This window comes from Psychrobacter sp. KCTC 72983, from assembly GCF_014280455.1.
Classification (GTDB): Bacteria; Pseudomonadota; Gammaproteobacteria; order Pseudomonadales; family Moraxellaceae; genus Psychrobacter; species Psychrobacter pacificensis.
In genome coordinates this window covers 1,711,582-1,729,795 of record NZ_CP060390.1, presented here as the reverse complement: position 1 = coordinate 1,729,795, position 18,214 = coordinate 1,711,582, and the positions used below count along the sequence as shown (strand labels likewise).

The following is an 18,214-nucleotide window of genomic DNA, read 5'->3' as shown; positions in this document are numbered from 1 at the left end:
AATAAGCACCTTTTAGCTACTTGGTGTCTACTTAAAACTGCGACCCTGCATCTGCATCAAGATTATCAATACCAACGGCTTTTGCGGCATTTTCGATACCAGCGGTCAGCTCTTGCAAGCTATTAATACCCGCTTCTACCCAGCCGCGACGGATATTCTGCTCTTCAGCAGAAACGCCTTCTTGACTTGCTTGACCAACCGTTGCAATCATTTGGTCAATTTTGATGCCTTCTTTCTCGCCCTTTTCAACCATGACGTTGAATGCACCTTCGACTTTACTAAAGTCAGCGGCCAGTTTATCAGCTTCCTCTACATGACTGCTGTCAACGAGATAGTCTTTAACACCATAGCCACCGACTGTTTTACCAGCGACTGTCTGGTAGCTACCATTAAAGACATTTTGGATACCGCGGACATTATTGGCATAGCTCAGATGCGTCAAGTCACTAAAGCACTCATGCTCATCTTCGGTAGACCCTGTGACAAAAGCGACCTGCATACGCTCAGAAGCCAACTCACCCAGTGCTAAACTACCCATTTGGTACATAATCTGACGCAGGCCATTGTCGTATTTACGCGCCATCAAATCACTGCGTAAGGTATTTTCGGTATCAGGCTGCCACTGAGCTTCCATCGCCGTCAAATCATCCACCAGTAGTTGAGTAGCGGCTTTTAAAAACTCACCGCGACGCTCACAAATACTGGCATCTTCATTGACCGTATCACCGCTGGTACATTGTCCAGCTTCCGTCACATAATCAGTGACCGGGCGATTACCCGCGCCCTCTTTTACGCCATTGGTATCTTGACCCCATAACATAAACTCAATCGCATGATAGCCCGTTGTGACATTAGCCTCACTACCGCCAATCTCGTTCATGTCGGCAAGCAGCTCAGGTGTAATTGTACTGGTATCTTGCTTGGTACTACCGACCGTAATGCTATCGCTATTGATGATATTTTCTTGACTGTTATATTCGCCTTCATAGTCATCACTGACATAATCGATCAGCGCTTCATCTAGCGGCCAAGCGTTGATTTGACCTTCCCAGCTATCGACGCTTTTGATCGCGCGCTTATCATTTGCCGTCACAAACCCTTCATCAAAACGGAAAATTTCCGTCTGTGAGTACGGCTGGCGAGCCGCTTTGTACGCAGCTTTGGCCGCATCAAGGTTGGCTTGTGTCGGTGTTGCCACAAACGTATTTACCGCTGTCTGGAGTTTTTTGGCTGTCTCTAGCGAATCCTTGTAGGCTGCATGGGCCATATTTGCGTAGCTGATGACCAACCTATCAATATGTGCTTTTTCGGCAGCTGATATTTCTGTATTGTCGCCTGTTTCTGTGCTTACAACCTCTGTCTGCATCTCAGTAGGAGCAGTGTCTTCTTCGGTTTTTTTGGTACAGCCCGATACCATTAACAATCCTGCAAGTGCAACAGCTAAAGTAGTTGGTAAAATCTTACGGCGTGTTTCTGTGGTAATCGTCATACAAATCCTCAAAGAGATAGCAAAATTCGTTTTGGTTAAATGGCTTCCATCATATTGATTATCAAATCACGCCTTAATCAGCTGATTTGATCTCGTATATTTATGCTTATCGCATATTATCAAGCTTGTAACTATTCAGTAATAAAACACTAACAAATTATAGTGTTATTGATAATCGTTATCAATACTTAATTTTATATTAATAATCATTAATCTTTATGATCCTTTTATAAAATGTCATCAAATACTAAACGAGCACTATTCTATTTTGGACAGCAGACATTAGACTTCTTGCATAAGTCATCGTCAGCCTTTGTAACTCCGTCAGTGGAAGTCAATGAACTGGTACTTTTGCAAGAGATATATTATACCTGCGCTATCCTAACTATCGAGTTTGATCAATCAAAATTTAGCGCATAAAAAAGAGCCAGCATATTGCTGACTCTTTTTGCTAGATAAGTGCGTGAAAATCATTTGCACCTACCAAATAGCTATACAGAACCAAATAGCTATACAGAACTGTCAATTAGTTTACGCTTTGTGGTGCATTAACCGTTAGCTCAACACGGCGGTTTTGCTGACGACCAGATTCAGTGTTATTGGTAGCAACTGGACGTGACTCGCCATAAGCAACTACATTGATACGGTTAGAAGCAACACCGCGTGCCGTTAGATAGTTGGCAACTGAGTAAGCACGGTCGCGTGACAGACCCATGTTATAAGATGCTGAACCTTGGCTATCAGTGTGACCAGCGATCGTGATGGTGTTCTGATTATACTGGTTCATGGTTGAAGCAAGCTTGTCTAGCGTCGGCTTGAATGATGAGTTAAGTGTTGCATCATCAAATGAGAAAGTAATGCTACCTGGCATAACAAGATCAATGTTACCCGTGGTTGGGTCTTGGTTAACAGTCACGCCTGTACCAGCCATTTGCTGCTCAAGCTGACGAGCCTGACGCTCCATGTAATAACCAACGCCAGCACCCAGTGCCGCACCGATAGCAGCATCACGACCAGTCTTTTCGCCGCCTGTTGCTTTTGAGATAGTTGCGCCACCTGCTGCACCAACTAGGCCGCCCAATGCAGCTTTATTCAAACGTTGCTGCCCAGTGTTTGGATCAGTCGTACAACCGCTAAGTGCTAGACCTGATGCTACTGCTGCAATTAATAATGTATTACGCATGATATTTCCTCTATAAGTTTAAAATATTATAAATCGTGCTTTATCAAGATTGTCCGTTAATCTTATTAAGTACTTATTTACTTTCGTCATTATTATGGCAATTACAATCTAACTCTGTGTAATATTTTGTCACACCTATGTATGAGAAGTGCAGATTAACTTTACGGTATTTCTTAGCATCTAAACTATCCAATACCTGTTCCTTGTTATCACTAGTCACGTTTACACTCGTACACTGCGAAACGTTTCTGCTAAAATTATGTGGCCAAATTTCTCATCGTCAAATGACCGCTGTATCAGGAATTAACCAGCAACGCTTCTATGATTAGCGCTTAGTCCACTGGATTATTGGTCATCAATCATATGAGCAGTTTTGGCAATATCTAAAACATCGACTTGTGAAATATATGGCTTACTTATTAATTAAACTGAACCAAGAGGATTAAGCATGCGACTGACATCTACCATTCGAAAACTGCACAAACGCACGCCCAAACTGGGTAAGGCGGTTTCATTAGCGACAGCAGCAAGCGTTATCACTGCCAATAGCTTTGGTGGTAGTATTCCTTTGTGGTTGATGGGTGTCAGCAAAGTCATCACGGGTGCACCTATTGCAGATAAAGCGGTCATCAAAATCGCGACTTACTGGATCAGCAGCAACAGTGCTCTGATCGATGACATGCTGCCTCGCAAAGATTGGCGTATCAGCCTACCAGATGATATTCGCATCGATGGTAAATACCTTTTGGTCAGCAACCATCAATCTTGGGTCGATACCAGCATCGTGCAATACATTGGCGAAAAGCGCCTGCCATTGACGCGTTTTTTTACTAAATTTGAGCTGATCTATATTCCCATCGTTGGGCAAGCTTTTTACTTTTTAGATTTCCCCATGATGCGCAGACACTCTAAAGAAGCCATCGCCAAAAACCCAGCACTCAAGGGTAAAGATATCGAAGAGGCCAAGCGTGCCTGTTCCCTTTTAAAAGACAAGCCGTTCACCTTGCTAAACTATCTAGAAGGTACGCGCTTTACCAAGGCAAAACATGCCAAACAGCAGTCTCCTTATACGCACTTGCTAAAACCACGAGCAGGCGGCTTATCCCTTGCGATTAACGCCCTAGGCGAGGATATCGAGGGCATACTGGATATGACCATCGTCTATCCTGATGGCGTACCAAGCTATAGCGATCTGTGGAAAGGCAATATCAAACGTTTGGGCGTGGATCTAAGATATATCGATATACCAGATGCGTTGTTTGAGGGAATTAAGCAAGGCGGCTATGAAAATGATGAGGCAATAAAAGCACAGATGTTTGACTGGGTTGAACACATTTGGCGTCAAAAAGATCAGCGTATCACCGACATGCTGGCTGATTTTGAGACAGCCCCTGAAAATCAAGTGGCTCAATAAATGACTCACTTACGCCGTAAGTCATCACATGCCTTTTAAAAGACGCAGCACTCATAGTCCGATAAAGGACAAAATCTAGTCATACTGCCATAAGCGCTTGAGTAATCAATAACGCAGGGGTTAATGATGATACGTGAGCACTGTACTGATGATAGTCGCGTTGCAAATGATCATTATTACTTTATAAGTGGCTATGCATGATTTTTAATCATAGATGGGTTGTTTTTTGGCCTTATTCATTGATAATGTGATTAATCATGTACGCATCGATTTTTGATGGTTATTTTTAATAGCCGTCAAAAATTTACTCATTTCTTTGTGCCATTTATCATTTATAAGGTATGACTGTGTCCGCCTCTCCTACTACCAGCCCGCCTATTGCAACTGCACCGGTGTCGCCTCATCTTGCAAATAGTGAGCCACCAAGGCCAAACCGTCCAAAACCCAGTCGTTTAAAGCTCACTTATGATATCGTGATGCTTATCGCTATCAGTATTGATCTTCTGCTGATCAGTCTGGATGCTGTATTGATGAGCGACTTTAGTGCCAATGCTGCACAATGGCTGTCAGTCAGCGAAGGACTAAGTTGGTATCAGGCGACGTTGCATGAGCCGTTGCGTACCGCTGGTGGGTTTTTTACCATATTTTTGGTTGCTGAATTATTATTACGCTGGGCAATCGCAATCAAAGAAAAAGTCTATTATCGCTGGTTTTTCTTCCCTTTTGTCCACTGGTACGAAGTCTTAGGCTGTTTTCCACAGCTACGTTTGTTACGGTTATTTAGAGCCGTTGTTATCGGACGCCGATTGTACCAGCTTGGCTACCAAGTACTCCCGCAGCCATGGATCAATCGTATTAAGTTCTATATTGACCTATTATTAGAAGAGCTCTCTGATCGTGTCATCCTGACGACCATCCAAAATTTTAGGCAGGAATTGACCAACCCTGAAACGCACAAATCTTTTATCGAGTCAGCCATCACGCGCAACCGTGCTGAGATTGAAGCGGCTGTATTATCCATTCTGCGCTCAGAGCTTGCACCAAAATTGCAGGAGCTGACTGTCTCATCAGGTGGGGGCAGTCTATTGGCCAGCGAAATGGGCAACGCTATTGAAGAAGGTCTAGCCAATACTCCTGAGCTGCGACGCTATTTGCGCATGATTCCTATCGCGGGTAGCCTGATCGAATCACAACTGCAGCATGTCGGACACAACATCGGTGAAAACGTTGTTTATGCCTTAAATAAGCGCCTGCTTGATCCAGCGCGGCTTGACTCATTGATGGTCGCTATCGCCCGTGGTATCGCGCAAATAGACACCGATAATAGTGCACTTGATACTCTGATTTCGAGTATCATTGATGACAGTTTGACTGCATTTGAAGCACAAGTAAAAGTACAACAGTGGAAGCATCAAGACATGCTAAATCTATAGCAGAGCTGGCTATGAGCATGACACAATAATAACAATGACACCGTGAATACAGCGACAGAATTATTTTTAAGGGTTTATATATGACAGTTTCAGACAACAATAGCCAAACTACAAACACGGCGCCGGCATTGGCCTTATATGGCAAAATGCTGACCTTTTCGCGTTTACAGTTTAGTACCAGCGATCTGGGCGCTATTGAAGCCCAGCTTACTGAGACACTGAGCAATAAATCAAGCAACATTCCTATCTTGATCGATAGCGACGTCGAGCAAGATTTATCTGCCTTAGTAGAGCTACTATGGTCATGGGGACTACAGCCGATCGGTGTGGTGACAGGCCTACTTGATGATCAAGCGCGTGAGCAGCGCTTGGCCATCTTTCCTGCAGATGGTAAACGCATTGAACGTATCGTACCTAGCAAAACAGCCCCTACACCGTCCAATAAACCTAAAGAAGATAATCGCACAGAATCAGCCAACGATACTAGCACCGAGAGTGCGGCAAATATACCTGCCACTGAAACCACCATCTCCAGTCTTCCAGATGAGACATTGTTAAGTGCTCAGCATATTACCAGCCTCATCTACGACCAGATGCTACGCTCAGGCCAAAGCTTAAACCATGTCGGCGGCGATTTGATTTTGACAAACAGTGTGAATAGCGGTGCTGAAGCCATCACTGACAACAGCTTACATGTCTATGGACGTGCGCAAGGCCGCTTGGTTGCAGGCGCAACAGGCGACAAAGATGCCCGCATTTTTTGCCAAGTTTTCAATCCTTCTCTGGTTTCTGTAGCAGGCACTTACTGCTTACGAGACAATCTGCCAGAGCATGTGATTGATAAACCTGTACAAGTCAAGTTTGTAGAAGGTGAAGGATTGGTGTTTACCGTTATGGATGAAGCTTAATTATTACTCAGTTAAAAATAATAAACGGTTAGGTGATTGTCTAGTAAAGTAAACTGGGTAAGGTAAGCTGTAATTATATAAGCTGCTGTGTCAGATAAATAAAACAAGATATATTAAATTAATCGTTACAATTGAGCTATTATTAAGTGTTGGTTCTAACGTTATTTGCCGTATATTTAAATAGCTATCATACGGCTAAAAATTATCGCCATTAACTGTAAAATTTATAAGCAAAAGCCCTTTATAGCTCATATCTCAGTTGTTTTTCTGCTTTAATATAGACTTGCTATAAATATCTATATATTTATGCTAGGCTATCTTCGCAGATAGTACATATATAGTTAGTAGATAAATACCATGCAATTGTGCTATTTATATAAAAGATATCCCATTGATTCATAGGAGTGTGCCATTGTGGCGAAGATAGTTGTAATCACTTCAGGTAAAGGCGGTGTAGGCAAAACCACGACTAGCGCCTCTTTTGCCGCTGGTTTAGCATTGCGTGGCTATAAAACGGTTGTAATTGATTTTGATGTAGGTCTACGTAATCTAGACTTGATCATGGGTTGTGAAAACCGAATTGTTTATGATTTCGTTGATGTCATTACCGGTAGCGCACGCTTGTCGCAAGCACTTGTCAAAGACAAACAGCTTGAAAACCTGTATATCCTTCCTGCTAGTCAGACGCGTGATAAAGACGCATTGACGGACGAAGGTGTCGCAGAGGTCATGACTGAGCTGTCTAAACAGTTTGACTATATCATCTGTGACTCACCTGCTGGTATCGAGCGCGGTGCACAGTTGGCCATGTATCACGCTGACGAAGCCATCATTGTTACCAACCCTGAGATCTCTTCAGTACGTGACTCGGATCGCATCATCGGTATTTTGCAAAGTCAAACGAAAAAGGTTGAAGAAAACCTAGGCTCTGTACGTGAGCACTTGGTTATCACTCGTTACAATGCAGAACGTGCTGCTGCGAACGAGATGATGGACATCGACACTATCTCAAATGACATCTTAAAAGTACCATTGCTCGGCGTTGTGCCTGAGAGCCATTCTGTGCTCGAAGCATCGAACCACGGTGAGCCTGTTATTCATTATACCGACTCTGTTGCTGGTCAATGTTATGATGATATCGTCGCCCGTTTCTTAGGCGAAGAGCGTCCACTACGTCATATTGATGTGAAGAAAAAGAGTTTACTACAGCGCTGGTTTGGGGGTTAATGATGACTAAGAAAAAAGGATTTTGGAGTAGCCTATTCGGTACTGACGATGGCAGTAGTGCAGGCAGTGCCAATCTAGCTACCGAACGCCTCAAGGTTATCGTTGCTAGCGAAAATCGTCTAAATAACCGCCTAACGGTTGATCGTATCGAAAAAATGAAACGTGAAATCTTAGAAGTGGTTAACAAATATGTGAATGGCGTGCAGATTGATGATGTCAATATCAATCATCGCTCAGAAGATAGCTTAGATGTGTTAGAGATGAACATTAATTTACCTGAACACAAAAAGTAAATTTGTAATCAGACCTTTAGACAGCAAGCACTCTCATTTATCACTTAAAAAGCCCTAAGTAATATACTTAGGGCTTTTTTGCATCTTTAAGTTTACTGGTACGGCATGCTGTATACAGCATCCGAGCATTGATCAGTAGCAGATCATTTCATACGTGATATTAAATTGTCTTTTTTGATAAACTGATGATACAAGGCAGCACCAATATGCAGCGCTGTAAAGCCAATAATCATCGGCCAAATAATATCGGTATGTAAATCATTATAAAAGCGTGCCAAACTCCTATCAGGAGTCACAAACACGGGTATTTGGAATAAACCAAAGATATCGACAGGACGACCACCATATACCGTCATCAATAAACCAGCAAGCGGCATGGCGATTAAAATAGCATAGAGAGCAAAATGCGACAACTTAGAGATCAGCGATTGCCATTTTGGCATTGGTATAGACGGTGGCGCTTTGGTAAAGATGCGGTTGATAACTCGCGCAATCATCCAAAACAACAAACTTACCCCAAACGCTTTGTGAAATCCGATATAGAGATTGCTATCGAGATTTTCATGCAGCAGTATCATCACCCATGTGATCAATAATAAAACTGCGCTGATCCAATGAAATATACGACTGCTGAGCGACCATTTTGATACGTTAGAATTATTCATGAGCGGCTCTATAGTTTTTATTAAACGTTATTTATAATTGATATTATATATAGGGCAGCAACTCATTCAATAACAAAAAGTAATCAGCATTGCTCGGGTACTACCTATGAGGTGAAGCATAACTGAAACTTAGACGAGAATCTAATCATCTAAATTCACCAAATGATGCGCAATTTTGTCCAAGTCTGGCACCAAATAAACATTGTCGTCAATCATAACGGTTTGATACAGATAAGAGAGCACAACGTTTTCGTCAGACTGCCCTTCTATTTTATCAACGCTAGTATCCGCAAACTGCTCGGGAAGCTCTGTATCTTTGACGTCGGAAATACGGGCTTGTAATTGGCGCAGCTCACCTGCCGTTTGCAAAGCAAATCGATGCTCGGTGGTATTGCCCTCTAGTATGATGACTTTCTCTGGTGTTCTATCTTGCGGTAACAAGTGAAAGACAGCAAGATTTTGCTCTTGCCACTGATACTTGGATATACGCTCTTGATAATCGTCGACGCTCAAAATCAAACTGCTCGGAATAATCCAATCGGGTTGGTTAGATGCTGGCACGATAGTCACATCGAGCATACCATTGTTCGTGGTCAGTAAACTTACCGCTTCAAACGAGTGTTTCAAAATTTGTTTCATACGTCGCTCACAATCAGTTAGCGTGAATGGCTTGCTGCCCTTTCACCAATATAATCAGTCAGTTTTTTTGCCAAATCTGTCGGACTACCAACGAAACCACAATACCCTGAGTCAATAATAGCCTGAGGTTGACTCGGACATGCACTCAGACTAGGGTCTTGCGCCCACAACTGGCTGTTGTTGTCTTGAACCATATCCAAATACTGAGAGCCATCATTGCCCATACCCGAAAATATAATATTGATTAGATCGCTACCATAAACATCACTGGTGTTTTTTAGAATCTGACCAATAGCAGGCTTATATTCACCGCTCCAAGCTTGATCTAACAAGATGACCCTACCAGCTGAATCACAGACTATTTGCTTATCAATAGGGGCTATGAGGCAATGCCCTGCTCGCAAACGCTGCGAGGACGCGATAACCTCACAGCGCCAATCATTATGGCGATTGAGTATCCGTGGTAACGTACCAATCATGGTCTGATTGAAATGATGCGCCAATAAAATACACACTGGCAGTGTCGCTGGCACATTGTCTAAAAATTCTTTTACCGCACTAGGGCCTCCCATAGACGCGCCCAGAAACACGACATACTGCCAGCTTCTTTCAGTGTCATCGCCCTTGTATTCGGGAGTATCGATCAGGGCTGGTAGTGCTAAAAGCTTTGCAAGTTTACGTTTTAACTTACGCTGCCATTTACCATATTGCTGTGCCTCATTGAGATACGGTGCTTGGCTAAAGCCCACCAAGACAGCCGCTGATTTTGACGCGATTGTTGCGGTTGCTACACTGTCGTCGTAATCACTATCTATCAGCCAAATATCAATATCTACATTAGACAGCTCACTTTTTGCTTGCCACTGTGCTCTTGACACACAACCTACAAGGGTAAAGCCGCAACTACGTACGGTATCTGAAAAAGCCAAGCGCTGGCGATGATCCTCTGCCATCACCAGCACTTTGATATCATGATTGCTTTTTTGTCGCAGTGCTAAAACACGTGCATTATCCGTCATTAGTTAGGCTAACCTCTTCACCTAGTAGTCTTTGAATTTTTTCAAGAAGCTCTTTTTCTTGGAATGGTTTACCCATATAGTCGTTCACCCCAATCTCTAGAGCACGCTCACGATGTTTTTCTCCAGTACGTGAGGTAATCATAATAATTGGGATATGCTGTAATCGACTATTGAATCTGACCTGAGACGCCACCTCGAATCCATCCATACGCGGCATTTCGATATCTAACAAGATCATATCTGGTGTTGTATCTTGTAGTATCTCGATTGCATCAATGCCATCTTTTGCAACCGCCACATTAAATCCTTGACGCTCCAAGAAGCGAGAGGTCACTTTACGTACGGTCACGGAGTCATCGACTACTAACACCGTCGATTTGGACTCTATACGTCCTCGCTTGGTACTCGCAGATTTTGAGATGTTTTTGACCAGCTGTGCATTACGCATTAATGCAATTAAGTCTAGGATGAGCATTACCGAGCCATCACCCATGATAGTAGCCGCTGAAATACCCGGTATATTCGATAATTGCTGGCCTAGAGGTTTAACAACCACTTCGATACGTGATCCTGCAATCTGATCAACTTGCAGTGCAATATTTTGCCCTGTGCGGTTTTTAATAATAATCAGCGGCAGACTGGTGTTGGTATTAACCACCAGCTCGTTCAGTTTATTACCAGATAAGATCTCGTTGAGATAGCGTACACGATATTCCGTGTCTTCAAAGTTCAATGTAGCATCATCTGAATGATAATAGTCATAGAGCTTTTCTGGGTTAACCCGTACCACGCGCTCAATCTGTACCAATGGTATTGCATAGTAACGATCTGCGGCGCGCACAACCAGCGCATCAGAAACAGCAACAGTCAATGGCAAGCGCATCGTAAAATTAGAGCCTTCTCCAAGCTCGGAGACAACAGAGACCGCACCGCCTAACTGACGAATTTCACTAATAACAACGTCCATGCCAACGCCGCGTCCAGAGATCTGTGTCACCTGCTTACTAGTACTCAGCCCAGCATTAAAGATATATTGCATAATATCAAGATCAGAGAGACTGTCATCGTCTGCATCAATAAGACCTTGAGAGATCGCTTTATTTCTTACCGCTTCTACATCGATACCACGGCCATCATCTGATAGTTGGATGACAATCTCACTACCTTCACGATGTACCTCAAGCGTAATATTACCATTACGCTCTTTACCTGCTTTTAGACGTGCTGATGTGGTTTCGATACCGTGATCGACAGCATTTCGTAGCATATGCTCAAGCGGTGAGGTAATCCGCTCTAGGATGGTTCTGTCCATCTCATCATCAGCGTTGATGATGGTCAGCTCAACCGATTTATTCAACTCATTAGCCGTCTGCCGAACAATACGCTCAAGACGCGGTGTCAGACGCGTGAATGGTACCATACGCGAATTCATCAGCCCATCTTGCAACTCAGTCTGTGTCCGCGATAGCTGTAGCAACAGGCTTTCACTATCACGAGTCTTTTCTAATAAAGTATGGTTAATATCCACCAAATCCGAGGCAGATTCTGTCAATGATTTTGATAATTGATTCAGTGAAGAATACTGATCCATCTCGAGAGGATCGAAATCCTCATTATCAATCAGCTCATCATCTATTTGTGACAAAATCTGAGCTTCAAGCTCAATCTCCATACGGCGTAACTGATCTGCCAGTCGCTGTACCGTTGTACCCATCTCTTCGATACTGTTGGTCAAGCTACTAATACCCATATCAATACGGGCGCGGTTAATCGCTGACTCACCAGATAGATTAATCATATGCTCAATCAGACCACCTGAGATACGAATCATTTCATTACTACTAGTGCTGTCGTCCTCCTTATTGGTATTACTGAACATAGATGGCATCTCGCTAATATCTTTTGCAAGATAGTGAGAGTCTTGGTTTTCTTTGGCAATCAAAATTGCTTCGCGCTGAGACTGTAGGGATTCTTTAGGAACTTGTTTGAGACTATCAGGATTTCTCCCAAACTGCTCTAACGCCTCGATCAATAGTGCAGGCGTTGGTGGATTGACATGTTGCTGAAGAATAAATACGGCATCAGCAAGCCAATCATGACTGGCAACTAGCAATTCTAATACTTTCTGAGTAGGGGGACGACGGTTACTCACAAAATCCGTATAAACCGACTCCATTTCATGAGCCAAATCAGCGATACCGGACGCAGTCACCATTCGGGCACCGCCCTTAATCGTATGCAGATCTCGCTGAAGTGCTTGTAATGCTGTGGTATTATTTGTGTCGTTCAAGAACAAATGCAGGTATTTATTACGATTGGTAAGCTCCTCCGCCTCTTCTAAGAACACCGATAATATGTCTGGATCAGGCAACCCATTAGCCCATGATTGCTTAATCATGGTATCTAGGCTGAGCAATTCTGATGTTTCGGTATTGCTAATGGCCTCATCCGCCACTACGTTTTGAATGTCTGGTTCAAAATAGTTTTTCGGTACTGGTATGATCAGCTCTACCGTTTCTGGTAAGGTTTTTTCTTTTTCAAACGTTCTTAGTTGCTCAATCAGCTCTGAGGTGAAAAAGGATTTTTTATGATTCACGATATGCATCACTTGTTGCGACATCGTGTCTTGCACCATTTGCATAATCTCAAGCCACTGTGTCGTCGGCTCTCGTCTGTTTTCTACAAAAGACTCATAAACACTTTCTGCTTCGTGAGTTAGATCACCAATACTACGAATGCCAGCCATCCGTGCGCCACCTTTAATGGTGTGCAAATGACGCTGTAATACTTTTAGCGAGTTGATATTAGTAATATCGTCACGCCATTTATTGAAACTCTCATCTAGGGCGTTATCAAGTTCTTGAGCTTCTTCTAAGAAAATCTCTAATAGCTCAATATCCGTATCAATCGTTTCAAATTGGATTTCAGGTGCTGAAATAGCTCGAACGACAAAGCCTTCGTCGTTATCGTCAAGGTTATCATTTTGATAGATACCTTGTAGCTCACTCATTACCTGCTGGTCTATTTTCAATGACGTACTACCAGCTAGGGCATCGAATAGCCCAATCAACTGGGCATGACCTGATAGCAGAATAGATTGAATATCTCTATCTCTCGCTTTATCAATATTATCACTCAGGTAACTATAGGCATTACCTAGCTCATTCAGAACGGTAATGAATTTTGGAAATGCTTGAGCTTTATCTATTAAACAGGTGATTTGTGAAATTTGCTGCGCGATATAGTCTTGACTGTGTTCTTTTTCAGCATGACCGAGCGCCTTCTCTAACTCCCACTCAGCATCTAACAACGTGTCGATATTATTATCTAATAGCTCTTCTATCGTTGGTTTGCTATTAGTAACAACGGTCGCATCAGCATCACTAATGACATACTGCTCAGCCAGCATTGCTTGCAATGACGCTATGTCTTGCTCTTGCTGACTGTGTGAATCTTCTACTATGACACTACGCTGCTGAATATTTTGTTTGTAGCTACTTAAATAACCATTTATCAGCTTGGCAGATTGCGCTAAAGCCTCTAGATGTTGGGCACTCATCGCTATATCTTGCTGATGCAATAGCTCCAAACTGTGCTCTATCGCTGCGCTAACTTCGCTGATAGCAGCCAAAGCACTGGAGCCAGATGCGGCTCGTAATGTATGAAATGCACGTACTATTTCATCCGTTATCTCAATCAGTTGCTGATCTTGATTGTCGGTGACAAATTGATCAATGTGATGAAGTAACTCTTCTGCTTCATCAATAAATATCTTACAAAATGCTTTTTCTTCTTCGCTTTGAGGCGCTAAAACAACAGTTGCCTCTGCCATTTTTTCGTTGACAGAATGGAAGGTCTGTAGCGTCATGTCTATCGCTTCATTAGTCTCATCATAGGTAGGATTGTCTTCGTCTATGCTAGTTATCAATACGGGCTCTTGCGCGGCGTCAGCTTCAGAATGGCTTGTTGCTTGCTCATATAAGCGAGAGTAACTAAACGCATCACCCTGTTGCTTACTATAGGCATTGGCGCAGGCAATCCATAAGGGCACTAAAGCTGGGTAATCTTGGCTGTTATTTTCAAATGCTACTAACATTTCAGGATAAGCGGCCAATACATCTGACATCAGCTGACACATATCGCTTGAGACAACAACACTATGATCCAATACGCGATTAAGCATATTCTCTATCGCCCATGCTAGCTCGGCGGTGTAGTTAGCGCCCACCATGCGACCAGAGCCTTTTAGGGTATGAAAACCGCGACGGATATCTTTTAGAGCGGCAAGGTCAGTCGATACTAGCTGCCAACCTTCATATAAAGGTACGATTTCGGCAAGTACTTCCTCGGCCTCTTCTATAAATATCTCTTTAATATCAGGATCTCCATCATTCGCATCGGCTGCTAATTGCTCGGTTTCTTGCATAAACGGGATAAGTACTGCTGGAATCTCTAAACCAGATAGCGATTCTGGTATATTTGTATTATTGCTTTCAGAATCTGCTCCTTCAGCACCATCAACGCTCGAAAGTAATGTTTCTAACGATACATCATCCATTGAATCAGAGTCATTGATACCTAACGCTACTTCAGCTGATGTTTCAGTGATTCCAGTCTCAAACGTATCTAAACCAGCATTGACAGGCTGCTGCGTCATTAGGTTACGACTTTTCAGAATAGTAATAGCAGGATCAGAGCTTGGTAATTGTTGTGCGGCAAAATCTGTCAGTAGCACTGGCAAACGTTCCGCCGTCTCTATTACCAGACGTACGACATCGTCTGTTACAGGGAGTGTCTTATCCAACAGACGGTTAAGTAGGTTTTCTATTGACCACGCCATCTCACTGATGCTAAAGGCACCAACCATGCGGCCTGAGCCTTTTAAGGTATGAAAGCTTCTACGGACTTCGGTCAAGGGTGTTAGATTTTGTGAATCCTGCTGCCAAATAGGAAGAAAATCTTCTAAATCAGTAATGACGTCGTTCACTTCTTCGATAAAAATATCACGAATCTCTTCATCAACTTCAAAGTTGTCAGGCTTGAGTTGTTCACGAGCACGCAGCAATGCATCACTCTCTACATTAGGATTAGTATCAGGGGTATCTTGCGTTGCTATCACCGTTTCAGTATCTGAGCTGGTCACAGGTGCGACCTCACCACTATCATCATAACGAAGCACATTCATCGCGACTGGCTTTTGCGTCAGCCATGTATCGTGAGTTGTTTCTGGTGATTTCGCATACGCATTAAGAAGCTGTGATGCTTTCGCTGCATACTCATTTGCCTGCGTCAATAAGTTTTGATCAAAGACTTGCTGCGCAAGATAGTCGAGTAACAATTCAATCGAGGTCAGACTCTCTGCCAAGGCTTGGGTCACATCCCAGCTAAGTACAGCAACCTCATGAGTGAGTAGTTGTGTGAATATACTACCTATATTTTCTATCGTCTCACTAATGACTGGCAGTCCCATATCATCAAAAGCATGGGCAATCTTGTCAAAGTCAGCAATGACTGGTAAAGACTGGATATCTTGACGTTGTATATACTCGTTAAAGCTTTCCTTGATCTCTTCAACGGCAATACGTAGCTCACGTAAGTCACTGTCAGTAGAAACTGACTCATGTCTATCTTTATCCTTTACATCACTGCTATCAAACGCTTCAGGTATAATAGCAAAAGAAGAAGAAGCGCCAATTTTGAGTGATATTGCCTGCTCGGTATCGTAAATAGCACTATATAGCTCTTGTAACTTGCGCTCTATGTGCCATTGCTGCTGCGTAAACTCTGTCTCTGATAAGCGTGCTTGCTCTAAATCTGTAAGGATCGATTCAACTTGCGACGCATATTGCACCCAACCTCGACTCTCAAGCTGGCTCTTTATATATCGTAGAGGATTTATTAGCGTATCTGGCTTATCTAGATCGAAGATAAGAGCCTCAATCTCACTGAGCAGTCGCGTTAAAAAACGTAAGGTCGCAGGCTCACGCTGTGATATTTCATTAAGGGTAGATTGAGTTCGCTCGCTACTATTCTCCAGGTAGATGAGCTGAATATAGACACTGTTGATTAAGCCTTTAACAAGGCTCGAAGATAAGTGCGTGGGCTGAGTAGCAGATTCTATGACGCGATCAAGCTGACCTAATAGTGGCGCATAATATTCAGGTGATGGCGCTTCATTATGGGCAAGATCACTCAGCCACAACTCGCTCAAATACCATAGACGCTGTAAATCATTGTCTTGAGTATTCTGCCATAGATATTGACTAACTTTTTCTAAAATTTGTAGAACAGGTGCCTGATTCATATTGGCAACCAGCAATTTTTGTACTTGCTGTCGCCACACCAGTAACATCTGCTGATAGTGTTGATCTTCTAAATTGGTCGTAACATTACTCGTGGGTACTGCGATCTGAATGCTATTGACAATATCTTCATGAACCATATCTTCATGAGTATCATCATTGTTTAAATGCGCATGCTGGGTATCAGTAGCATCTATAAATGCATCTGCTTCCACACCTCGTTGCGATAGTATCTGGGCAAGCTCATTAGTAGCCTTATTTATTAGAGCACGGTTGTATTTGCCTAGATGCGTATATTGATTGAGCGCATGTTGCAATAACTTATGAGAAAACTTGCCTATTTGACAGTCTCTAGCAGACAGATTGTGACTAGCCCCCAAGCTCGCCATAAAACTCAACTTATTGGCAAGATCTGCTAGTAGAGGCAAGCGAATCATAGTCAGCGCACCACTAACTTGATAGTAGTGCGATGTCATCTGTTGATAACTGTCGATATCAGCACCTGATTGCCAGCCATCAGATATCTGTGATAATTGCTGATTGAGCAGTGGCGACAACCACTCAAGCGTCACTATGTCATTGGGCTGCTTTTTCATAGGTTTATCCTAACTCGTCTAGGCACTAATTTAGGCACTAATTTTTTGCCACACATTCACTTGTGGGTGCGCAATACGGCGCATATTCGAAGGGCGCCAAAACAACGCCTCACCTGGAGCCAATATAATATATCCCTCTACTTCACACTGCTCTGATAGCCATGCCAAAATATCACGCTGATCAAACTTGCGAAAATACAGCAGCATGTTTTGGCAGATAATCACATTTTGAAGATGCGAAGTGGGTGATTTTTGTTCAATAACATTGTGTAGAGCAAAGCTAACATAAGGTCGTAAAGCTGGCGCTACTTGCCAGTCAAACTGAGTATTGATAGACCTTTCTACTTTACTAGAAGTATCAGCCATACTCAGCTCATTACCTGCATTCTTGGTGATCAAAGGGTAAACAAACTGCTGACAATTTTGAGGAATTAATGAATACTGCCGTTGATCATATTGTCCTAATCGCGCGTTTGTAATCGCTTGCTCGCTCACATCTGTTCCCAGTATCACATGATTGGATAACTGCGCTGCTTTCAGACTCATGGCCAGTGACCAAGTCTCGTGCCCACTTGCACAACCAACGCTCCAAATGCGAAAGGGCTTACTCCTGTCAGCTGCACACTTGTCTATTGCATATCGTGTGATGAAATCGATAGAAGGTTTATGACGAAAAAAGCGACTCTCATGAATGAGCACTTTGTCTAATAGCTGCTGACGAATCTCATTATTCTTTGGTAATTGATACCAGAGCTGCTGAGTAGTGAGTCCATTTAATGTTGCTGTGTGGTCAATGGCATTGGTCAACCACTGCAGCTGCATATTTGGCAATATAAAGCCAATCTCTTGTTCTATATATCTCTGCCATTGCTGTAAATTAGCACTATCGCCCTGTATCATCTCATCACCCCATACAGGTTCAAATGTATTAGATAGAGCCTTTTCTGCTTGTATATGATTGTTCACGTCGCCTGCTATTATTAATGCTGCACGGCGTCAGAACCTATACAGCATTTTAATTAAAATCTTATACAAAAAGACGTATC

General features: G+C 42.9%; 12 protein-coding genes. 5 read left to right on the top strand and 7 right to left on the bottom strand.

The window, feature by feature from the left end; translation table 11 throughout:
- Window positions 1–31 precede the first annotated feature (31 nt).
- Together PSBA01_RS07360 and PSBA01_RS07355 are read right to left on the bottom strand one after the other, a co-directional pair.
- A complete protein-coding gene (locus PSBA01_RS07360) occupies window positions 32–1,489 on the bottom strand; it encodes an imelysin family protein (RefSeq protein ID WP_186473663.1) in 1,458 nt (485 codons plus the stop codon).
- A gap of 526 nt (window positions 1,490–2,015) precedes the next feature.
- Window positions 2,016–2,672, bottom strand: a complete 657-nt coding sequence (locus PSBA01_RS07355) for an OmpA family protein (RefSeq protein WP_186473662.1) — start codon at window positions 2,670–2,672, stop codon at window positions 2,016–2,018.
- 448 nt (window positions 2,673–3,120) lie between these two features.
- Here PSBA01_RS07355 and PSBA01_RS07350 point away from each other — a divergent pair, with 448 nt between their 5' ends.
- From PSBA01_RS07350 to minE, 5 genes are all read left to right on the top strand, one after another.
- A complete protein-coding gene (locus PSBA01_RS07350; protein ID WP_186473660.1) occupies window positions 3,121–4,086 on the top strand; it encodes an acyltransferase in 966 nt (321 codons plus the stop codon).
- A gap of 341 nt (window positions 4,087–4,427) precedes the next feature.
- Window positions 4,428–5,519, top strand: coding sequence for a hypothetical protein (locus tag PSBA01_RS07345; protein WP_228724534.1), 1,092 nt, complete (start codon window positions 4,428–4,430; stop codon window positions 5,517–5,519).
- Window positions 5,520–5,599: 80 nt separating this feature from the next.
- Window positions 5,600–6,427, top strand: a complete 828-nt coding sequence (gene minC / locus PSBA01_RS07340) for a septum site-determining protein MinC (protein ID WP_186473656.1) — start codon at window positions 5,600–5,602, stop codon at window positions 6,425–6,427.
- 414 nt (window positions 6,428–6,841) lie between these two features.
- Window positions 6,842–7,654 (top strand): septum site-determining protein MinD, encoded by an 813-nt coding sequence (minD, locus tag PSBA01_RS07335; protein WP_058025481.1) that lies wholly within the window; start codon window positions 6,842–6,844, stop codon window positions 7,652–7,654.
- 2 nt (window positions 7,655–7,656) lie between these two features.
- Entirely contained in the window at window positions 7,657–7,947 is a 291-nt protein-coding gene (gene minE, locus PSBA01_RS07330; RefSeq protein WP_071003763.1) for a cell division topological specificity factor MinE, read from the top strand.
- Window positions 7,948–8,090: 143 nt separating this feature from the next.
- On the opposite strand, the gene PSBA01_RS07325 is transcribed toward minE, so the two are convergent.
- From PSBA01_RS07325 to PSBA01_RS07305, 5 genes are all read right to left on the bottom strand, one after another.
- A complete protein-coding gene (locus PSBA01_RS07325) occupies window positions 8,091–8,612 on the bottom strand; it encodes a cytochrome b (RefSeq protein ID WP_186473654.1) in 522 nt (173 codons plus the stop codon).
- Window positions 8,613–8,753: 141 nt separating this feature from the next.
- A complete protein-coding gene (locus PSBA01_RS07320) occupies window positions 8,754–9,251 on the bottom strand; it encodes a hypothetical protein (RefSeq protein WP_058025479.1) in 498 nt (165 codons plus the stop codon).
- Window positions 9,252–9,268: 17 nt separating this feature from the next.
- Complete coding sequence (locus PSBA01_RS07315) at window positions 9,269–10,270, bottom strand: chemotaxis protein CheB (protein ID WP_058025478.1); 1,002 nt, start codon at window positions 10,268–10,270, stop codon at window positions 9,269–9,271.
- Entirely contained in the window at window positions 10,260–17,168 is a 6,909-nt protein-coding gene (locus PSBA01_RS07310) for an Hpt domain-containing protein (RefSeq protein ID WP_186473652.1), read from the bottom strand. The genes PSBA01_RS07315 and PSBA01_RS07310 overlap by 11 nt, the downstream gene beginning before the upstream one ends.
- A 30-nt stretch (window positions 17,169–17,198) precedes the next feature.
- On the bottom strand, window positions 17,199–18,134 hold the full coding sequence (locus tag PSBA01_RS07305) for a CheR family methyltransferase (RefSeq protein ID WP_228724533.1): 936 nt from the start codon (window positions 18,132–18,134) through the stop codon (window positions 17,199–17,201).
- Between the last annotated feature and the right edge of the window lie 80 nt (window positions 18,135–18,214).

Coding starts and splice junctions, on each gene's coding strand:
- PSBA01_RS07360 (WP_186473663.1), bottom strand. CDS start 1,489: ATGACGATTACCACAGAAACACGCCGTAAGATTTTACCAACTACTTTA.
- PSBA01_RS07355 (WP_186473662.1), bottom strand. CDS start 2,672: ATGCGTAATACATTATTAATTGCAGCAGTAGCATCAGGTCTAGCACTT.
- PSBA01_RS07350 (WP_186473660.1), top strand. CDS start 3,121: ATGCGACTGACATCTACCATTCGAAAACTGCACAAACGCACGCCCAAA.
- PSBA01_RS07345 (WP_228724534.1), top strand. CDS start 4,428: ATGACTGTGTCCGCCTCTCCTACTACCAGCCCGCCTATTGCAACTGCA.
- minC (WP_186473656.1), top strand. CDS start 5,600: ATGACAGTTTCAGACAACAATAGCCAAACTACAAACACGGCGCCGGCA.
- minE (WP_071003763.1), top strand. CDS start 7,657: ATGACTAAGAAAAAAGGATTTTGGAGTAGCCTATTCGGTACTGACGAT.
- PSBA01_RS07325 (WP_186473654.1), bottom strand. CDS start 8,612: ATGAATAATTCTAACGTATCAAAATGGTCGCTCAGCAGTCGTATATTT.
- PSBA01_RS07320 (WP_058025479.1), bottom strand. CDS start 9,251: ATGAAACAAATTTTGAAACACTCGTTTGAAGCGGTAAGTTTACTGACC.
- PSBA01_RS07315 (WP_058025478.1), bottom strand. CDS start 10,270: ATGACGGATAATGCACGTGTTTTAGCACTGCGACAAAAAAGCAATCAT.
- PSBA01_RS07310 (WP_186473652.1), bottom strand. CDS start 17,168: ATGAAAAAGCAGCCCAATGACATAGTGACGCTTGAGTGGTTGTCGCCA.